An 18,038-nucleotide genomic window follows, 5' to 3' on the forward strand; every position below is an offset into this window, starting at 1 on the left:
TCGCGCCGCCGCGGCGACGCGATGTGCGATTAACAACCTACTTGCGGTGCCAGTAGGCCACGGCGCGCACCACGTCCGGGTGCGCGCCCCGCTGCTGGGTAAAATAGTCGCTCAGGCGCTTCACCGCCTCGCCTTCCCCGGTCAGCCAGATGAAGTAGTCCGCCTCCGGCAGCGGAACGGTGGCAAGCTGATCCACCAGCGGCTGTAACGTATCTGCCTGCATAGTGCCACTGCCCAGCCAGCTTACGGTGACCCCGTCGAGATCGCCGAGATACGCCTCTCCCACGTCCGCATCCGCAAACGCGAACAAATGAACATGCTGCGCCTGGATCTCCGCGAGGCGGCGCTTAACGGCCGGTAGCCCGGTTTCATCGCACACATAGAGCTGCCAGGCGTAATCCACCGGCGCGACGCTGGAACCACGCGGCCCGCCGATGATCAGCCGATCGCCCACGGCGGCCTGCTCTGCCCAGCCGCTGGCGATACCGCCATCGTGCCGCCAGAAATCCAGCGTCAGCGCGTCGAGACCGTTGAACGCCAGCGGCGTGTAATCACGGGCCACAGGCCGCACGCCGCCGGGCCAGACGATGCCGTCTTCGGTCATCTGCGGCAGCACAGACAGTGCGCCAGCCTCTGGGGCGAAAAATACCTTGATATGGTCATCAAAGGAGGGCGAGTGAAAGCCCGCCAGATCGTCTCCGGTAAACGTAATGCGCCAGAAGGCTTCGGCGATCGGCGTTTTGCTGACAACGGAAATGTGGCGGAAACGCAGTTCATTGCGAACGCGCTGGGGCGCACGGGGCGTAGTGTTATGGTGCAAAAGGCTCTCCCAAGACCGCGCGGCGGCCTGAATCGTAATTAACACTCATTCTCATTAATACGTTCAAGCCTAACGGCGATGTCGAAGGCGCACAATGTCGAAACGTGCGCTACGCGGCGTGATGCCATGAACAAATCGTCGCGCAGGAGACAGCGATAGGCGATCAGTTCAGGTTTGGCGGGCAGTTAATAAAACGGGCATCGTCCTGGCCGTGCTGCGGCAGACGGTTGTCGCCCAGGATTTCCTGTTGCGCGCAGGCTTGCTGATGAGGATGCAAGCCGCTTGGCGGCGAGAAGGGTTCATCCATCTGCGCCGCAGCCAGGGCGGAAAAGCCCAGCAGCGCTGTGGAGATAAACAACGGTAGAAGTCGCGTCATTTTGGTTTTTTTCACGTAAGTGGTCCGGAAAGGACCTGAAAGGCAGAACATTATCCAGCCTGAGGCGGCGTGGCGGGTGAATAACACGTTGGTTCAGGCTTCAAGGCAGTATTTTACGCCACCGTGCGCGGCAAACTTATAAAAACGTGCGGTTGCTCACTGTGACCGCACGTAGGGTTTACGCGCCGAGTGACACCGGAATGTAAAACGTACCGTGGAGCACATCGGGCGTGCTGCGCAGCAGATCCAGCTTGAGCAGGTCTTTGCCGGGCCGCCGCGCCACTTCCAGCGCCGGTAAATGGCGGTAATACATCTCTGCGGTGAACGCATTGATCTCTTCGGGCGCACCTTGCCACTCAATCTCGGCGTACAGGCCCTGCTCGCCGGTCCAGTTTTGCACGGGATGCGGTAAAACGTTGGCATGCTGGCTTTCCAGCGCCTGGAACAGGCTGATGCGCTGCTGGTCGGCAGAGTGTAATCCCGGACCAAACTGAAACCCCAACCAGCCACGCTTCGCGTGCTGTCCGGCAAACGCGATAAAGTCCCGCGTATACTGCGCCACGATATGATTGTGATGCTCAATGTACTCACCAAAGCGGCACTCCCACTCCACCACTTCACCGCTCAGCTGCACCGCAGGCTTTTCCGTCAGCCGCGCTTTCGTCAGGGCGCGACGGCTGGAGATACGACCGTGGAAGTGCTTCATGGGCAGTTCAGGAATGCGCCGATAAGCGCCAGGCGTGAGGCCGAAATGGCTTTTAAAAACGCGCGTAAAGTTTTGCTGGTTATCAAAGCCAAAGCGCACGGCAATATCGATCAGCGGCAGATGCGTCAGGCGCAGCGCCATCGCGGAGAGCGTTAAACGGCGTTTGCGCGTATAGGCGGCCAGCGTTTGGCCGGTGATCTCTTTGAACATCCGCTGCATATGCCACTTAGAGTAGCCTGATTTAAGCGTAATAAGGTCGATATTAAGGTCATCGGTCAGGTTGGCTTCGATCCAGTCAACCAGGTCGCTGATGTATTGCTGTTTGAGGGTCAGGCTGAGCATGTGGGCGAGTTTACTGCGCGGCGGAGGCGTGCGCTTTTGTGTTATGTGTCAATGAAATATACCAAAATGGTGCGCGTAACGTAAGGAACAGTAAAGCTGGCCGGGTCGTTTTCGCATTAATTGCTTAGGTGACTAACTTTTTGCTGTGCATCGCGGCCCCCCTGTCGCGGTCAACAATAAAAAACGGCGCCGTTGCCGACGCCGTCTGTGCCTTTCACCGGGTACGTTAGTGGCTGCGCATGCCTGCCGCGGTCATCATCATACGAAACAGCGAGGCCACTACGCCCAACGCCAGCACGCTTGCGCCGTAAATGACCACCAGCCACATCACGCGTTTCCACCAAGGGGCAGCGGATTCACTCTGCTTTTTCATCGTCATCACCTCAGCCTGTCTATCAGTGGTATCCGGCATCCGCTTTGATTTTTCCGCGGAACACGTAGTAGCTCCAGAAGGTGTAGCCCAGAATCATCGGAATAATCAGCAGGCTTCCTACCAGCATAAAGGCCTGACTCTGCGGCGGAGATGCTGCGTCCCAGATAGTCACTGACGGTGGAATAATGTTAGGCCACACGCTAATGCCTAAGCCGGAGAAGCCGAGGAAAATCAGCGCCAGCGTTAACAGGAACGGCGAATAGTGCGCCTCTCGCTTGATGGCGCGCACAATACCCCACGAGCAGAGCAGCACCAGCACGGGCACCGGCAGGAACCAGAACAGGTTCGGACGGCTGAACCAGCGGTGTGAAATGGCGTCGTGCGTAAACGGCGTCCACAGGCTAATGATACCCACCACCACCAGCAGCGCGATCACCAGCGGAATCGCCAGCGCCGACATTTTACGGTGCAGCTCGTGTTCGGTTTTCATGATGAGCCAGGTGCAGCCCAGCAGCGCATACGCGATGACCAGCCCCACGCCGCAGAACAGCGGGAACGGTGCCAGCCAGTCCATTGCCGAGCCGGCAAACGCGCGCCCCTGCACCGGAAAACCATCAATCATGGCTCCGACCGCTACCCCCTGGCTGAACGTAGCCAACAGCGAACCGGCGATAAATGATTTATCCCAAAATGCGCGATGCTCTTCGGTAGCCTTAAAGCGGAACTCGAAAGCCACGCCGCGAAAAATCAGGCCGATCAGCATGGCCGTCAGGGGAATCGCCAGCGCGTCTGCGATCACCGAATACGCCAGTGGGAAAGCGCCATAAAGTCCGGCCCCGCCCAGCACCAGCCAGGTTTCGTTTCCGTCCCAGACCGGCGCCACGGTGTTGACCATCATGTCGCGTTCAACCGCGTCTTTGTTGAACGGGAACAGAATGCCGATGCCGAGATCAAAACCGTCCATCACGATGTACATCAGCGTGGCGAAAACGATGATGGCAAACCAGATTATGGAAAAATCGATCATGTTATTTTTCCTCCTGCGGATGATTCAGGCGCTCTTTAGCCGCAGAGAGCGGACGCGCCGGCGTATGATGCTGACCGGGACCGCCCAGTGAGACATCGTGCCCTTCGCCCGTTTCCGGACCCTTTTTAATCAGGCGCATCATATAGATATACCCCACGCCGAACACCGACGAGTACACCAGAATAAACGCCAGCAGGCTGATGCTCATATGCAGGTCGCCGTGCGCTGACACCGCATCAATGGTGCGCTGTACGCCGTACACCACCCACGGCTGACGGCCAATTTCGGTGGTAAACCACCCGGCCAAAATGGCGATCAGACCGGAGGGCCCCATCAGCAGCGCAAACCACAGGAACGGCCGTGATTGATAAAGCCGCTTTTTATAGCGCAGCCACAGGCTGAGCACGCCCAGCGTGATCATCAGCAGCCCCATCGCCACCATGACGCGGAAGGACCAGAAAATCACCAGCGAATTGGGACGATCTTCTTTCGGGAAGCTCTTCAGCGCCGGCACCTGCTTATCCAGGCTGTGGGTCAGAATCAAACTACCGAGGTACGGCACTTCCAGCGCATATTTGGTGCGCTCCTGCTCCATATCCGGGATACCGAACAGGATCAGCGGCGTGGCTTCACCGGGTGGGTTTTCCCAGTGCCCTTCAATGGCGGCAATTTTAGCTGGCTGATGCTCCAGGGTATTCAACCCATGCGCATCGCCAATCATCGCCTGAATGGGGGCCACGATCAGCGCCATCCACAGCGCCATGGAGAACATTTTACGGATGGCCGGATTGTCGTTGCCGCGCAGCAGATGCCATGCCCCAGACGCGCCGACAAAGAAGGCGCTGGCGAGGAACGCCGCCACCGACATATGGAATAAGCGATAAGGGAAAGACGGGTTAAAGACAATTTTGAACCAATCTTCCGGCACCACGATGCCATTCTGAATGATGTAACCCTGCGGCGTATGCATCCAGCTATTGGACGCGAGGATCCAGAAGGTCGAAATCAACGTTCCCAGCGCCACCATGCAGGTTGCAAAGAAGTGCAGGCCCGGCCCAACGCGGTTCCAGCCAAACAGCATAACGCCAAGGAAACCCGCCTCAAGGAAGAACGCGGTCAGCACTTCATAGGTGAGCAGCGGCCCGGTAATACTGCCCGCAAACTGCGAAAAGCCGCTCCAGTTGGTCCCAAACTGATAGGCCATAACCAAACCGGAGACCACGCCCATACCGAAGTTAACGGCAAAGACCTTGGACCAAAAATGGTAGAGATCGCGATAGGTCTCGTTACGGGTTTTTAGCCACATGCCTTCGAGCACCGCCAGGAAGCTGGCGAGACCGATGGTAATGGCCGGGAAGATAATATGGAAAGATACAGTAAAGGCGAACTGTATTCTTGCCAGATGGAAGGCATCTAATCCAAACATTGCTTACCTCATTGCCACAAGATTGCACCGAATTTTTTACTTATAATTAACACAGGGTGGCGGGAAATAAATTTCCTGCTACGCCGGAGCGCTCCCACCCATTTTAATGCACGCGGCGGGAACAAAAAGAAACAGTCGGAATGGGTAAAACTATAACAGTAATCTTTGATTAAGATCAGTGTTTTTAGCACAAAGTAGTTGTTTAAAATCACCGAGTTAAAGTTAAGCGCAGTGCTTCATTGTGACATTTTTGTTATTAATGAGGGTCGCTATTTTCCCGGCTTATCCGGTAAGCGCTTAATTTAATTATTTTTTAATGCACGCCACGGTCACGTTTATTTCACCGGTTGGTTTTTGACGTTGTAAATAATTCCGCACGACGCTTTTTGGTTGTTATTTAAACCGCCAAGCGATAAAACCAAACGCTATAAGCACGTAAGGCATGAACCTTATTTATTTACCCGGCCTCACCCACCTTGTCCTGATGGATAATGCGATGGACGTTGCTTTCCAGCCAGTCGGCCAGCCCAATCACCTGCCCTGCGACTTCGCGTCCCAAGGGCGTCAAGCGGTATTCCACGTGCGGCGGCACCACGTCGTAGGCGATGCGCGCAACAAACCCATCTTCTTCCATATAGCGCAGCGTTTGAGCCAGCATCCTTTCACTGACGCCGCCAATTTTCCGGCGCAGCACACTAAAGCGCAGCGTGTCTTCACGCAGGGCTAACAAAACCAGCACGCTCCAGCGGCTAGTGATGCGCTTCAGCACCTCGCGCGAGGGGCAGTTCACGTTTAGCAGCTCACCGCGTATAAATTTTTCACTCAATTTTTCAGACACTTATTATTTTCCTTCATGCTAACAATTCTGTAAGTACTTACTAATAGTTAGCTTATCTCTTAGTCTGCTTTTACACCAGTTCACCTTGAAGGAGTCCACCATGATTGCGATTACCGGCGCCACGGGCCAATTAGGCCGCTTAGTGATTGACGAGCTGTTAAAGAAAATGCCTGCTAACGCGCTGATTGCTGCGGTGCGTTCGCCGGAAAAAGCAGCCGATCTCGCGGCCCTCGGCATCACAGTGCGCGCAGCTGACTACAACCAGCCGGCAACGCTGGCGCAGGCGTTCCACGGCGTAGAGAAGCTGCTGCTGATCTCGTCCAGCGAAATTGGCCAGCGCGAAGCGCAACACCGTGCCGTTATCGACGCGGCCAAAACGGCAGGCGTACAGTTCATCGCCTATACCAGCCTGCTGCACGCGGATACCTCCCCGCTCGGTTTGGCTGCGGAACATGTGGCCACGGAAGCCCTGCTGCGCGCATCGGGTATCCCCTTTACGCTGCTGCGTAACGGCTGGTACACCGAAAACTACGCGGCCAGCATTCCGCCTGCGCTGGCGCACAGCGCCTTCCTGGGTGCAGCGGGTGAAGGGCGCATCGCCTCAGCCGCGCGCGTGGATTACGCAGCCGCTGCCGCAGCCGTCATCGCTGGCGACCATCACGCTGGCAAGATCTACGAACTGGCTGGAGACGAGAGCTATTCCCTGGCAGAGTTCAGCGCCGAAATCGCGCGTCAGTCGGGCCAGCAGGTGCATTACGTCAATTTACCGCCTGCAGAGTTTGAAGCCGCGCTTAAAGGCGCAGGTTTACCTGATCCCGTGGCTGCGCTGCTGGCCGATTCCGATGCGGGTGCCGCGCAGGGCGGACTGTTCGACGATAGCCATACCTTAAGCCAATTAATTGGACGCCCTACCACGCCTTTTGCCACTGTTATCCGTGAAACGCTGGCGTAATCCTGTCCCTGGGCCGACGCGCGTCGGCCTAGTGCTTTGCCATGAATTGATCAAGATTTCGCCGCCCATTCGGCAATTTGGACGCCCATTTTCATTTACAGAAAATTCTGTCTCATTATTTAAAAAGGTCATTTCAGCTGCCACTTTCAATTCCTGAAATATAGTCCGTTGTTATCACTGCAAATTCACCAGAAAACGCGATCAATCGACAAGATTTATTACGTTCATAGATATTTCGCATTGTTGTCTGATGGGGTGAGAGTTCTATAATTTGTCTTTTGAGCAACCAGGCAATTTCAGGAGGCCGCTATTAATACTATCCGCCAGCAACGCCAAGCTTTCGATGAACACGAAGCCCATGCTGATCTGGGGTATCAATACGATCCTCACGAATTGATCCGCGATGACATGCAGGATTCGGAGCCAGAGCCAGAGCTAATTGAAGGCCTGCCGGCGCCGGATGCGTTAACCCCTGCCGATCGATATCTTGAACTGTTCGAACATGTGCAGATGGCGCGCATTTTTGACGATAGCAAGACCTTTCCAGATTGCGCACCGAAATACGATCCGCTGGATATATTAATGCGCTACCGTCGTCGTAAACGTTCCGCTGATTTCGATCTCGGACAATTCGTACACGAGCATTTTTATTTACCGGTGGTGAATGAAAGTTTTTATGTTTCCGATCCGGATAAAACCATCACGGAACATATTGACGATCTGTGGCCGGTATTAACCAAAATGCCACAGCAGCATTTACCGCATTCATCACTATTGCCGCTGCCGAAACCCTACGTGGTGCCGGGCGGACGCTTTGGCGAGACCTATTATTGGGACTCGTATTTCAGCATGCTCGGTCTGGCAGATGCCGGACGCGACGATCTGCTCCGTCATATGGCGGATAACTTTGCCTGGCTGATTGATAACTATGGGCATGTGCCTAACGGCAACCGTACCTACTACCTAAGCCGCTCGCAGCCACCGGTGTTTGCCCTGATGGTAGAACTGTTTGAGGAAGACGGCATTCGCGGCGCAAAACGCTATCTCGATCAGCTGATGAAAGAGTATCAGTTCTGGATGGATGGCGCCGGCGAGCTCATGCCGCATCAGGCTTACCGTCACGTGGTGCGTATGCCCGATGGCTCCCTGCTTAACCGCTATTGGGATGACCGCGACACGCCGCGCGATGAATCCTGGATGGAAGATGTGGAAACCGCCAGTAAATCAAGCCGCCCGGCCAGTGAGGTCTACCGCGATCTGCGCGCGGGTGCGGCGTCGGGCTGGGATTACTCTTCGCGCTGGCTGCGCGATCCGCAGCGCCTGGCAAGTATCCGCACCACCCAGTTTATTCCGGTGGATCTGAACGCGTTTCTCTACAAGCTGGAGCTGATGATCTCTACGCTGTCTCATGCAAAAGGCGAAGAGCTTACGGCCTTGGCCTGGCAGAAGAAAGCCGATGCGCGCCAGCAGGCGATTAACCGTTATTTATGGGACGACACAGCGGGCGTGTACCGCGATTACAACTGGCGTGACGAGCGTTTTGGTGCGTTCACCGCCGCAGCCGTGGTGCCGCTTTTCCTGGGCCTTGCCAGCGCAGAACAGGCGCATCTGCAAGCCATCGCGCTGCGCCAACTGCTGCTCACGCAAGGGGGACTGTTTACCTCCATGGTCGACAGCGGCGAGCAGTGGGATAAACCCAACGGCTGGGCACCGCTGCAGTGGATGGCCGTAGTCGGTCTTAATCACTACGGTGAAGAGACGCTGGCGAAAGAGATCGCCCTCAACTGGCTCACTACGGTGAAGAACTTCTACAAGATTCACCACAAGCTGGTCGAGAAATACGATATCAGTGGCGACCGCGCGCGCCCCGGCGGCGGCGGCGAATACCCGCTGCAGGACGGCTTCGGCTGGACAAACGGCGTGACACGCCGTCTGCTGACGATGTACGGACACCTGCTAGCGGACTAAGGGTAATGGGCCAGCGCACTGGCAAATCGCTGCGGGCGTCCGGCCCGCAAAGCCGGTGATTTGTGAGCGGGCTCGCGCGTTGGCCTGACTCTGAGCGGGTTCCGGCCCGCCAAGCCGGTTTTAGTTGCGCAGGCCCGCGCGTTGGCCTGACTCTGAGCGGGTTCCGGCCCGCCAAGCCGGTTTTTACTGAACCCTTAGCGGGTTCCGGCCGCTCAGCCGGCATTGCTCTGAGCGGGTTCGACCCGCTATGCCGGTTTGTAGTTGCGCGGGCTCGCGCATTAGCCGCTGCGCGGGTCAGGCTACTCAGCCGATATGGCCCCAAGCGGGTTCCGGCCCGCTATGCCGGTCTTTACTGAACCCTGAGCGGGTTCCGCCCGCTAACCGCACGGCAGTTTCAGCCGCCCCGCTGCGGCGTACGGGCAAAGGGCCGATGGGCGCGGCCCTTTGCAATCCGCGCCCTGCGCCAGCCTCCGCTGTTCCCTCACTCCGCCGCAACGGCCTCACGGACCGCGCGGATTCGCCATCCCTGGCTCATTCCGCCCTCTCAGCGGCATCCCTGCCGCTTCGTCCTGGCCGTCACGCTCCGTTCGGCGCTCCGGATGGCGCCACAAACCTCGCCTTTAAGAGCCTTTTTCTGTTTTTTGTCTGGTGTTGTCTGGTTGGCCGTAAACGGGTCTGCGAAGACAGTGGCTGGCTGAAAAGAAGAAGAAGACAGAAACACAAGATTGAACAGGTTTCTGGTGAACACGGCGCGGGCGGGATGGTACTTAAAAGTCTTACCGCCACGCAGTGACCTTAAAAGACGTAAAAACACGAAAGAAGGGTTTTGCTTAACGCCGCGCGGTCTGAATGCTTCTTAAAAGTCCTACCGCCACGCGGTGGCTGCGAAAAAAGTCATGGCGTGCAGCGGGGGGGTGTGAAGCGCCATCCCCACTCGCTGAACGACTGAAGGCTTCCAGGATGAGCCGCATGGATGCGGCGAAAGGCGGCGTTGAGCAGGAGCGAATCGACGCCGGTCCGTCAGGAAGGCTGAGGGAGTGAAGGCACCGCGCAGCGGCGAGTGGGGCTGGCGCAGGGCCGGGGAGTGCAGAGGGCGCGGCCTGGCGCCCTCTGCTCGGTCGCCGCTACGCGGCAAAGGCACCTGCCAGTGCCATGGCGAACGAAACACGCTCCGTGCTAGCGGAAAGCACCGCAGCCACTGCCCGTGGCGAATCTACCCTCTGCTCGGTCGCCGCACCGCGGCAAAGGCACCTGCCAGTGCCATGGCGAACGAAAGTTGCACCGTGCTAGCGCCAGCGAGAAAGCACCGAGCCGCTGCCTGCGGCATAAGCCCGCCACTGCAAGTGGCAAAGGCACCTGCCTGTGCCATTGGCGAACGAAAGTTGCACCGTGCTAGCGCCAGCGAGAAAGCACCTGCCGCTGCCTGCGGCATAAGCCCGCCACAGCCCGTGGCTAAAGCACCCTGCCGCTGCCTGCGGCAAAAAGGCCAGGGGGCGCGGCCAAGCGCCCTCATCGCGCGATTCCGATACCCTGTTTGCCCTGCCGCTTAACCTGATACATCGTCTCATCGGCACGCGTGAGCGCATCGTCAAAGCGTACTTTGCCCTGTACCGCTGCGATACCCATTGACGCACCGATTTGCGCATAACCGTTGTCAAGTTCAAAGGGTTCCTGCGCGGCGTCCAGCACCCCCTGCGCGATCTTGCCCACCAGCGGATTGTCGAGGTCAAACGGCATCAGCAGCATAAACTCATCGCCGCCCAAACGGCCAATCACCACGCTGGGTGGGAGGGCGTCACGGATACGCTGACTAAACTGTGTCAGCACCTTATCGCCGCTGCGGTGCCCCAGCGTATCGTTAACGTGCTTGAAGTTGTCCAGATCGATAAACGCGATGCACAGCGGACCTGCGGTGCGCAGGCTGAGAAAATGGGCATGCAGCGCATGTCGATTCGCCAGGCCGGTGAGCGGATCGTGGTGGGCAAGCAGAGAAAGCTGCGCTTCGTACTCTTTCTCTTTGGTCATATCGATATGCGTACCGGTCACTTTTAGCGGCAGGCCATTATCGTCCCACGCCGTGACGCGTCCGCGATCCAGCACCCAGGTAATCTTGTCATCTTTTCCCAGCATGCGGTGCAGCGCTTCATAATAAGGCGCGCGCCCTTCGATATGATCATAAAACGCGTTGAGAACCTCCGCGGCATCATCAGGGTGCAGGTGCGCGCGCCAGGCGTCAAAACGGGCTTCGGACGCGTTGGGCTGAAAATCCAGCATCGCCCCCCAGCGCCGATTGAAAATCACCAGCTTGCCGCTGGGGATATCTAACTGCCACAAGCAGAGGCCCGTGCCATCTAACGCCGCACTGAGCTTGTTACGCGCGTCGTGCGCGATGCGCTTTAAGCGCGCATTATGCTTTTTAAGCAGCGCAATCTGCTGACGTAACGCTTCTTCGGACATGGCTTGCGGCAGGCGAGAAAATAAGGGCTATTTTGCCTGCCGCAGCGCATCTGTAAACCACACGAACAAAAATCAGATTAGTCACCATGAATTGCACGCAACGAAGCGATAAACGCGTAGACCGCGACAAAATCCAGCGTAAAACGCGACGGCGCTGCGCAACCACATTTTAAGAAAAATCTCAAATCGACGTTAAATTTGTCCGATGCGCTGTCGCTCTCCTATCAAGCTGACCCTGAGTTAGCAGGAAGCGTCGCCCCGGCGGCGTGAAGGTTTTCTTTCTCTAAACTGAGAGACTCATGATGTGGGAAAGCACGCTGGACGCGGTGTCATTGTGGAAAAGCGCTTTTCCTGTTGTCGAAGCGTTAGATTTTGTCTGGGCGCTGCATGGTGTCACCGCAATGGGGCTCTTCGGCTTATGCGGGCACACCCTGCGGCTGCGCGCACAGCTGAGGCGCCAGCTGCAGCAGGTGCATACCCGGCAGCGCCGCATAAACCAACTTGTCTGTCGCTTGCGTAACTTACGCCAGGCGCACCGTATCGTACTGCGGGCCAGTGAGGCGAAAAGCGCCTTTTTATCAGATACCTGTCACGACATTCGCACCCCGCTGGCCGCGCTGGTCGGTCTGCTGGCACTCGAGCGCCGCAACCACCGTGATGCCCAGCAGCGCCAGCGCAATCTCACGGCGGCATGGCGCACGTCATGTACGCTGCTGGATCTGCTGGGCAAGCAACTCGATCTGGCCAAGATTGAGTCCGGAGCACATTTGTCACCGCCTCAACCTATTGTGCTGAGCAACGTATTGCACGATGTCGACGCGCTGTTTCGCCCGGCGGCGCAGGCGAAAGGATTGGCGCTCAGCGTGACGCTGCGCGTGCACCACACCTGCGTATTGTTCAATCCTACGGCGCTAAAGCAGATTTTGTGCAACCTGCTCAGTAACGCCATTAAATTTACCGCGCGCGGCGCGATTACGGTGACGCTACAGCAAAGCGATAGCCAGCAGAGCCGCTATACGCTGTGCGTGAGCGACAGCGGCCCGGGGCTCACGCCGGAACAGCAGCAGCGCATGTTTGACCCTTTCGTGCAGTTTCACACCTCGAATACGCAAGCCCGCGGCAGCGGCTTGGGGCTGGCGATTTGCCAACGACTGGCAGAGCAGCTCGATTGCGATCTGCAGGTAGAGAGCACGCCGCAACAAGGCTGTACGTTTACCCTGCACTTCACGGCACCGCCAGCGGTGGCTGTCGCAGCGCACCCGCCGATAGCCACAAGCGCGATCCCCGCCCCCGCACTGCGCCTGCTGGTGGTGGATGATAACGCGATACAGCGTCAGCTGCTGTCACAGCAGCTTATGCAGGCGGGACATCAGGTGCTGCTGGCGGAAAATGCACGCACGGCGCTGGCGCTGTGGCGTCAGTACCAGCCGGACTGCATCCTGACCGACTGCCGCATGCCCGAGATTGATGGCGTCCGCTTTGCCCGCCTGCTGCGCGCCGAAGAGCAGCAACGCCAGTGGCAGCGCGCACTGCTATTTGGTCTGACGGCAAACGCGGAGACGCAAGAAAGGCTGCGGGCACTCGCTGCGGGAATGGATGACTGCCTGGTCAAACCGCTGGCGTTAGCGGATTTTCTGCCACGCGTGAACGCCGCGTTAGCCGCCAGGCAGGAAGCAACGCTGCACACGCTTAACCTGTTCACGGCGCACAATACCGCTGCCCTTCACACGCTCCTGGCGCTGGCGCGAAAGCAAAACGCGCACGACTTTAAGCGTTTGCAGCAGGCCGTAACGCGCAATGATTTTGCCGTCGCCCGTCACGCCGCCCATCAATTAAAGGGCAGCGCACTGATACTGCGCGCATCGCGCCTACAGCAGAGCTGCCTCGCGGCGGAGCAGGCCGCTGAGTGTGGCGATGCCCAACAATTACAGCAGATCATGCCCGCTGTCACCGCGGCGCTCGCCGAGCTGGAGCACCTTTTCCAGCAGCTCAACGGCACAACCTCCCCCTTCACAAATGAGATAACGTCATGAACAGCCCATCGCCGTTGCACCTCGTCGTTCTGGACGATCATCCTCTTATTGGTAAAGCCATTGAATATCGCCTGGCTGAAGAAACGGATTTCATCTGGGCGGGCGCGTTTACGCAGCGCCAGCAGCTGCTGGCATTCATACAGCACCACCCGGTGGATATCCTGATTCTTGACTACATGCTCAACGAGCAGGATCTGGATGGCATCGCGCTGGTAAACCAGCTGTTAAGGCACCTGCCTGCGCTGCGTATTTTAGTGTATTCCGCCGTGGAGAAGCCCGCGATTGTTCAGCTTTTGGTGAAAGCAGGCGTACTTGGTTTCGTGGGGAAGAGTCACACGTCAGAAGTCTTACTGGCGGGACTGCGCCAGGTTGCGCGGCGCGAACTGTTTCTCACGGCCGACATGCTGCTGGAGCTGGATCGCCTTAATGAGTCGGCGCAAGAGATGCACGACTATTTGCCGCCGCGCGAAGATGGCAGCGTGGATAAAGTCATGCTGCGTAGCTTAAGTCCGCGTGAGCTGGAAGTGCTGCGCTGCTACCTTGACGGCTTAAGCATTACCCAAATTGCCAGTAAATACGCACGCAGTCGTAAAACCATCAGCGGGCACAAGCAGACGGCATTGCGCAAGCTGGGGCTGCGTTCGGATCGGGAGTTGTTTAAGTACAGCGAACACTTTTCGCATTTGAATTAATCTATCTGCCTGCGGCAAGGCATCTGCACCGATCGAGGCGTTCAAGCTTGAGCAAAGCGAAGCCCCCGGCTACGCGCAGAACGCTTGGCGCCACAAGTGCGCGTTAGCCCTTTGGCTGGTGCGTTCAACAAGATGAAATTTATTGCCCGTTGCCCCTACGCGCCACTTACCCTGTTCAACACCCCATTGCACGTTATTTGACACAGTTGCACACAAAATCATTAATGATATTTATCATCAGTTTAACGTGATAGGTAACGTTATTTTTGTCGCATGAAGATTTTTTTAAAAAGCGGAAAAAACGTTTCCCGGTGCGAGTGAAAAGAACAAAACGCAACCCCTTCTGCAAAGAGGCCTTTTTAATAGGGAGAGGGAGATAAAAAACAGCGATAAACGCTAATGTAAATGGTATAGCGTGAAAACATTACATTAATTGACATAAAAATAACGCGCATATAGGTTAGGTATCTTAATGATTTCTACCCTACACGCCTTGTATGACGATTTCATGACAAAGCTTAAAAGGAAGGTGGTCACCATGGAAGAACGTGCACTGCAAGCCCCGTCGCCGGTATGGACAAGTCGGTTGATATGGGCGGTAAACCTCTGCTCTATCAGCGCTTCAACCTTATATTATATCTATCTCTCCTGGTACATTTACCATGCCACCGGCAATATTATTCTGTCGCAGGCCGTGCTTTATGCGCCCATGATTTTGCCCGTGCTGTTTGTTAATCAGGTGCAGAGCATTGCGGAAAAAACCTCGCCGCGAAAATTATTAATGGTCAGCAATATCGCGGCCGCCGTCTGCACCCTTTTTATCTTTAGCTTGCTTCCTGCGCTTCCTACGCTGGCGCTGTTAGGCGGACTGCTCATCGGCTCCATTGACGCCCTGCAACGCGTAGGCCGTATTGTCGCGATAAAACACTATTTTAGCGGCGATAAAATTGAGACCACCGTTCCCCTTACGCTTACTGCCCAATTTATTGCAGGGGGGCTTGCGGGGATGCTAATGGGCAGTATCAAGGGCGAGATGTCACCGCACCTTGCCATGGCAATGATTTCGGTGTTATTTGTGGTTTCGGTGGTATCCGCTTACCTGTTGCCTAAACTCAATCTCCACCCGCAAGGGCAAAAACAGACGCGATCGCTTAAGTCGTTTATTGTGCTGTTAGCCGCCCATGCCCCTTTGAAAAAAGCCTTTCTTAATTTCGTGCTGTTTATTACGTTCTTTCAGGGGTTTTTTAACGTCTCGCGCGTGACCCTGCCCTCTCACGTATTGAACCTGCCTGAAAACTATGTGGGCTACCTGCAATTAATTAACAGCGGTGCCGCCCTGGCTGGCGCACTTTTTTACTATGTTTATAATCGTCGCGGAGTGAAGTTTAATCCGCTTTACATGGCCATAATCAGCGCCCTGTTCATGCTGCTTACCTCACTCGGCATCAGCGTTTACACCAGCTTCACCGCTTATTTTTTCTATATCTTCTTTTTCGAACTGGCCTTTTTTAAGTTACAAGCCGATATCGTGTTGCAAAGCGATATCAAAGATATGCCGATGATTGCCGCCATGCAGTACGCTGGTGTTTACATCGGTATGATCTCATCCATATTTACCGGTTCACTGCTCACGCAATATTCTCATCTTTACGTGGTCGCCGTGGTGTTTGCTGCCGCTTATTTTGTTGGCTACTGCTTACTCAGTAAAAAGAAAGCCTAACCTCTTTTGCGCCGTCGGAGATGCAGCGTGACTGGCACGCATTACCGACGGCACGTGCATCAAGAACCCTCTCTAATCGCGCTTATTCACTGGGGTTTTAACCGGGCGATCAGCGCTATGCTGCTCGCCATGACACCCGCCGCAAGCAAGGCCATCCCCTGAAGGCCAGCTATCGCTAACGCCTGCCCCCCAACAAGTGCACCGGTGCCGATCGCGGTGTTAAAAATGGCAACATACACCCCTGACGCTGGCTGCGCCGCCTCACCGGCACTCCGTAGCAGCCACGTCTGCAATCCCACAAACACAATCGCGATACCTGCAGCCCATCCGGCGAGCAACAAGCCGCTGAACACCAAAGGCAAGGGGGCAGTCATGGCGATTCCCAGCATAGCAAGGGCAGCGGAACTCAGGATTAATGATAATAAGATCAAGTTCTTGAGATGGCGGTCAATCAGTTTTCCGGCAACAATATTTCCTAGCATGCCGGCGAGTCCGGCCATCAGCAGCAAACCGGAAATAGCGGACGCGGGGACCTGCTGTGCCTGCGTTAACAGAGGTTCCAGATACGTAAATGCAGCAAAGTGCGCAGTAATAATGCAGGCCGTGGCACCGAACAAAGCAAGGAGCATGGGATTTTTGAGTATCCCAACGTAAACATCCAGCCTTAGCGGGCGGGCCCCTGATAGCGGCGGAAGTGTCCAGAAGAGAACACAGGCGGTGGCAAAGGCGATCAGCGCAATGGCCATAAATGCAGTGCGCCATCCAGTCATGTCGGCAATCAAACTGGACAGTGGCACGCCCAGAACACTTGCCGCAGAAACGCCGCCAAAAATTACCGCTGTCGCAAGCCCAAGCTTCTCCGCTGGGACAAGCTGAGAAGCCACAATACCGATCAACGCCCAGAATGCTCCGTGCGCCATCGCGCCTACCATGCGGGAATACATTAACGCGGACATAGAAGAAGCGTGCGCCGCGGCCACGCAGGAGAGAGCAAGGATCGTCATCAATGCCACTAACAGGGCTTTACGTGAAATTTGCGCGGGAATGCAGCCAGACAACAGTGCGGCCAGGGCCGCAACCCAGCCGTAAGCCGTCACGACCAAGCCTGCGCCCGATGCAGTCTGATTCAGATCTTTTGCTAACAGACTGAGCATGCCCACAGGTGCCAGTTCACTGGTCACAATTGAAAATGCGCTCACGCCAAGTGCGGTAACGGCCACCCAAATGCGCGTTGATTCTTGTCTTACGGATAAAACGGTGTCATTCATACCATGTGTACTCTTAGAATTTAGGGGCGGGCGATAAAGGTATTTTTGCTAAGCATTCAGGCATTTATCCCTTTCATGCCTTCAGGCGTGTAACGTTCCCCCCTAATGGGAATGCGAGAAAGGGCGGCGCGTATTGCCTGTTGTTCCGCGCCAGAGAGTTGCACGTCCTGCGCGCGCGCGTTTTCATTCAGGCGACTCAGGTTGCATGTGCCGGGTATAGGCACAATGTTCTCGCCCTGCGCCAGTATCCAGGCTAGCGCTATCTGTGAGGGTTTACAGCCTTTGCGCTCTGCCAGCCTGGTGAGCATCCCCACTAACGTGTGGTTGATGGCCATATTTTCCGGTTGAAAACGCGGTAGCGAACGGCGGAAATCCGCCTTGTCAGGAAGCGGCTGATGCTGAAATCGTCCTGTCAGAAATCCCCGCCCCAAGGGGGAATAGGCCACAAACCCAATACCCAGCGCGTTACACAGCGGCAGGATGCTTGTCTCTGCATCGCGGCTCCATAAGGAGTACTCGGTTTGTACGGCTGCCACGGGATGAACAGCGTGGGCGCGCCTGAGCGTCTCAGCGCTCACTTCGCATAATCCGATGTGCCCAATCTTACCCGCTTGCACCAGCTTCGACAGGCCGAACAAGGTCTCTTCAATCGGCGTACTGGCGTCAATGCGGTGCACATAGAAAAGATCGATATGCTCAACGCCAAGGCGTTTAAGTGACGCCTCACAACTCTGACGAGCATAGTCTGGCTTGTTACACAGCCGCCGTTGGTATTCGCCAGGTTGGCGCACGATGCCAAATTTTGTCGCCAGCGTCAGCGTGGGTTTGCGCGACTTAATGAACTTCCCCAGTAACTCTTCATTGTGACCGCAACCATACGTATCGGCGGTGTCGAGGAACGTCATCCCCAAGGCCAACGCGTTATCCAGTACGGCCATAGCCGCGCGATCGTCACGCGGGCCATAAAATTCGCTCATCCCCATACAGCCCAAGCCAAGTGCAGAAACGCGAAGCGTTGGCGTCAGATTACGTGTTTGCAT

15 protein-coding genes are annotated in these 18,038 nt (G+C 56.3%); 5 read left to right on the forward strand and 10 right to left on the reverse strand.

Annotation, left to right across the window (positions count from 1 at the left end):
• Positions 1–37 precede the first annotated feature (37 nt).
• From LU196_RS07005 to LU196_RS07035, 7 genes are all read right to left on the reverse strand, one after another.
• Entirely contained in the window at positions 38–859 is an 822-nt protein-coding gene (locus LU196_RS07005; RefSeq protein WP_370640975.1) for a siderophore-interacting protein, read from the reverse strand.
• A 124-nt stretch (positions 860–983) separates the two neighbouring features.
• Complete coding sequence (locus LU196_RS07010) at positions 984–1,211, reverse strand: hypothetical protein (RefSeq protein ID WP_232758622.1); 228 nt, start codon at positions 1,209–1,211, stop codon at positions 984–986.
• A gap of 163 nt (positions 1,212–1,374) precedes the next feature.
• A complete protein-coding gene (locus LU196_RS07015; protein ID WP_232758621.1) occupies positions 1,375–2,244 on the reverse strand; it encodes a helix-turn-helix domain-containing protein in 870 nt (289 codons plus the stop codon).
• Positions 2,245–2,470: 226 nt separating this feature from the next.
• Positions 2,471–2,623 carry a DUF2474 domain-containing protein gene (locus tag LU196_RS07020; RefSeq protein ID WP_232758620.1) on the reverse strand — a complete coding sequence of 51 codons (153 nt, stop codon included), beginning with the start codon at positions 2,621–2,623 and terminating at the stop codon, positions 2,471–2,473.
• Positions 2,624–2,639: 16 nt separating this feature from the next.
• Positions 2,640–3,644, reverse strand: coding sequence for a cytochrome d ubiquinol oxidase subunit II (gene cydB, locus LU196_RS07025; protein ID WP_232758619.1), 1,005 nt, complete (start codon positions 3,642–3,644; stop codon positions 2,640–2,642).
• A gap of 1 nt (position 3,645) precedes the next feature.
• Positions 3,646–5,070, reverse strand: coding sequence for a cytochrome ubiquinol oxidase subunit I (locus LU196_RS07030; RefSeq protein ID WP_232758618.1), 1,425 nt, complete (start codon positions 5,068–5,070; stop codon positions 3,646–3,648).
• A gap of 457 nt (positions 5,071–5,527) precedes the next feature.
• Complete coding sequence (locus tag LU196_RS07035) at positions 5,528–5,908, reverse strand: helix-turn-helix domain-containing protein (RefSeq protein ID WP_232758617.1); 381 nt, start codon at positions 5,906–5,908, stop codon at positions 5,528–5,530.
• 100 nt (positions 5,909–6,008) lie between these two features.
• Between LU196_RS07035 and LU196_RS07040 the strand changes: the two genes are divergently transcribed.
• Positions 6,009–6,860 carry an SDR family oxidoreductase gene (locus tag LU196_RS07040; RefSeq protein ID WP_232758616.1) on the forward strand — a complete coding sequence of 284 codons (852 nt, stop codon included), beginning with the start codon at positions 6,009–6,011 and terminating at the stop codon, positions 6,858–6,860.
• A 309-nt stretch (positions 6,861–7,169) separates the two neighbouring features.
• Positions 7,170–8,828 (forward strand): alpha,alpha-trehalase TreF, encoded by a 1,659-nt coding sequence (gene treF / locus LU196_RS07045; RefSeq protein ID WP_232758904.1) that lies wholly within the window; start codon positions 7,170–7,172, stop codon positions 8,826–8,828.
• A gap of 1,509 nt (positions 8,829–10,337) precedes the next feature.
• Here the strand turns inward: treF and LU196_RS07050 are convergent.
• Positions 10,338–11,285 (reverse strand): sensor domain-containing diguanylate cyclase, encoded by a 948-nt coding sequence (locus LU196_RS07050; RefSeq protein WP_232758614.1) that lies wholly within the window; start codon positions 11,283–11,285, stop codon positions 10,338–10,340.
• A 299-nt stretch (positions 11,286–11,584) separates the two neighbouring features.
• Between LU196_RS07050 and LU196_RS07055 the strand changes: the two genes are divergently transcribed.
• The 3 genes from LU196_RS07055 (at position 11,585) to LU196_RS07065 (ending at position 15,730) form a co-directional block, all read left to right on the forward strand.
• The gene (locus LU196_RS07055) at positions 11,585–13,318 is read left to right on the forward strand and encodes an ATP-binding protein (protein WP_232758612.1); all 1,734 of its coding nucleotides are present in this window, start codon (positions 11,585–11,587) and stop codon (positions 13,316–13,318) included.
• Positions 13,315–14,010 (forward strand): response regulator transcription factor, encoded by a 696-nt coding sequence (locus LU196_RS07060; protein ID WP_232758610.1) that lies wholly within the window; start codon positions 13,315–13,317, stop codon positions 14,008–14,010. Before LU196_RS07055 ends, LU196_RS07060 begins: the two co-directional genes overlap by 4 nt.
• A gap of 538 nt (positions 14,011–14,548) precedes the next feature.
• Complete coding sequence (locus LU196_RS07065) at positions 14,549–15,730, forward strand: MFS transporter (RefSeq protein WP_232758608.1); 1,182 nt, start codon at positions 14,549–14,551, stop codon at positions 15,728–15,730.
• Between the two features lie 86 nt (positions 15,731–15,816).
• Here the strand turns inward: LU196_RS07065 and LU196_RS07070 are convergent, their stop codons facing one another.
• Together LU196_RS07070 and LU196_RS07075 are read right to left on the reverse strand one after the other, a co-directional pair.
• The gene (locus LU196_RS07070) at positions 15,817–16,998 is read right to left on the reverse strand and encodes an MFS transporter (RefSeq protein ID WP_232758607.1); all 1,182 of its coding nucleotides are present in this window, start codon (positions 16,996–16,998) and stop codon (positions 15,817–15,819) included.
• A gap of 56 nt (positions 16,999–17,054) precedes the next feature.
• A complete protein-coding gene (locus tag LU196_RS07075) occupies positions 17,055–18,038 on the reverse strand; it encodes an aldo/keto reductase (protein WP_232758605.1) in 984 nt (327 codons plus the stop codon).

Origin of the sequence: Pantoea sp. Mb-10, from assembly GCF_021272205.1 — a bacterium.
Lineage (GTDB): Bacteria > Pseudomonadota > Gammaproteobacteria > Enterobacterales > Enterobacteriaceae > Pantoea.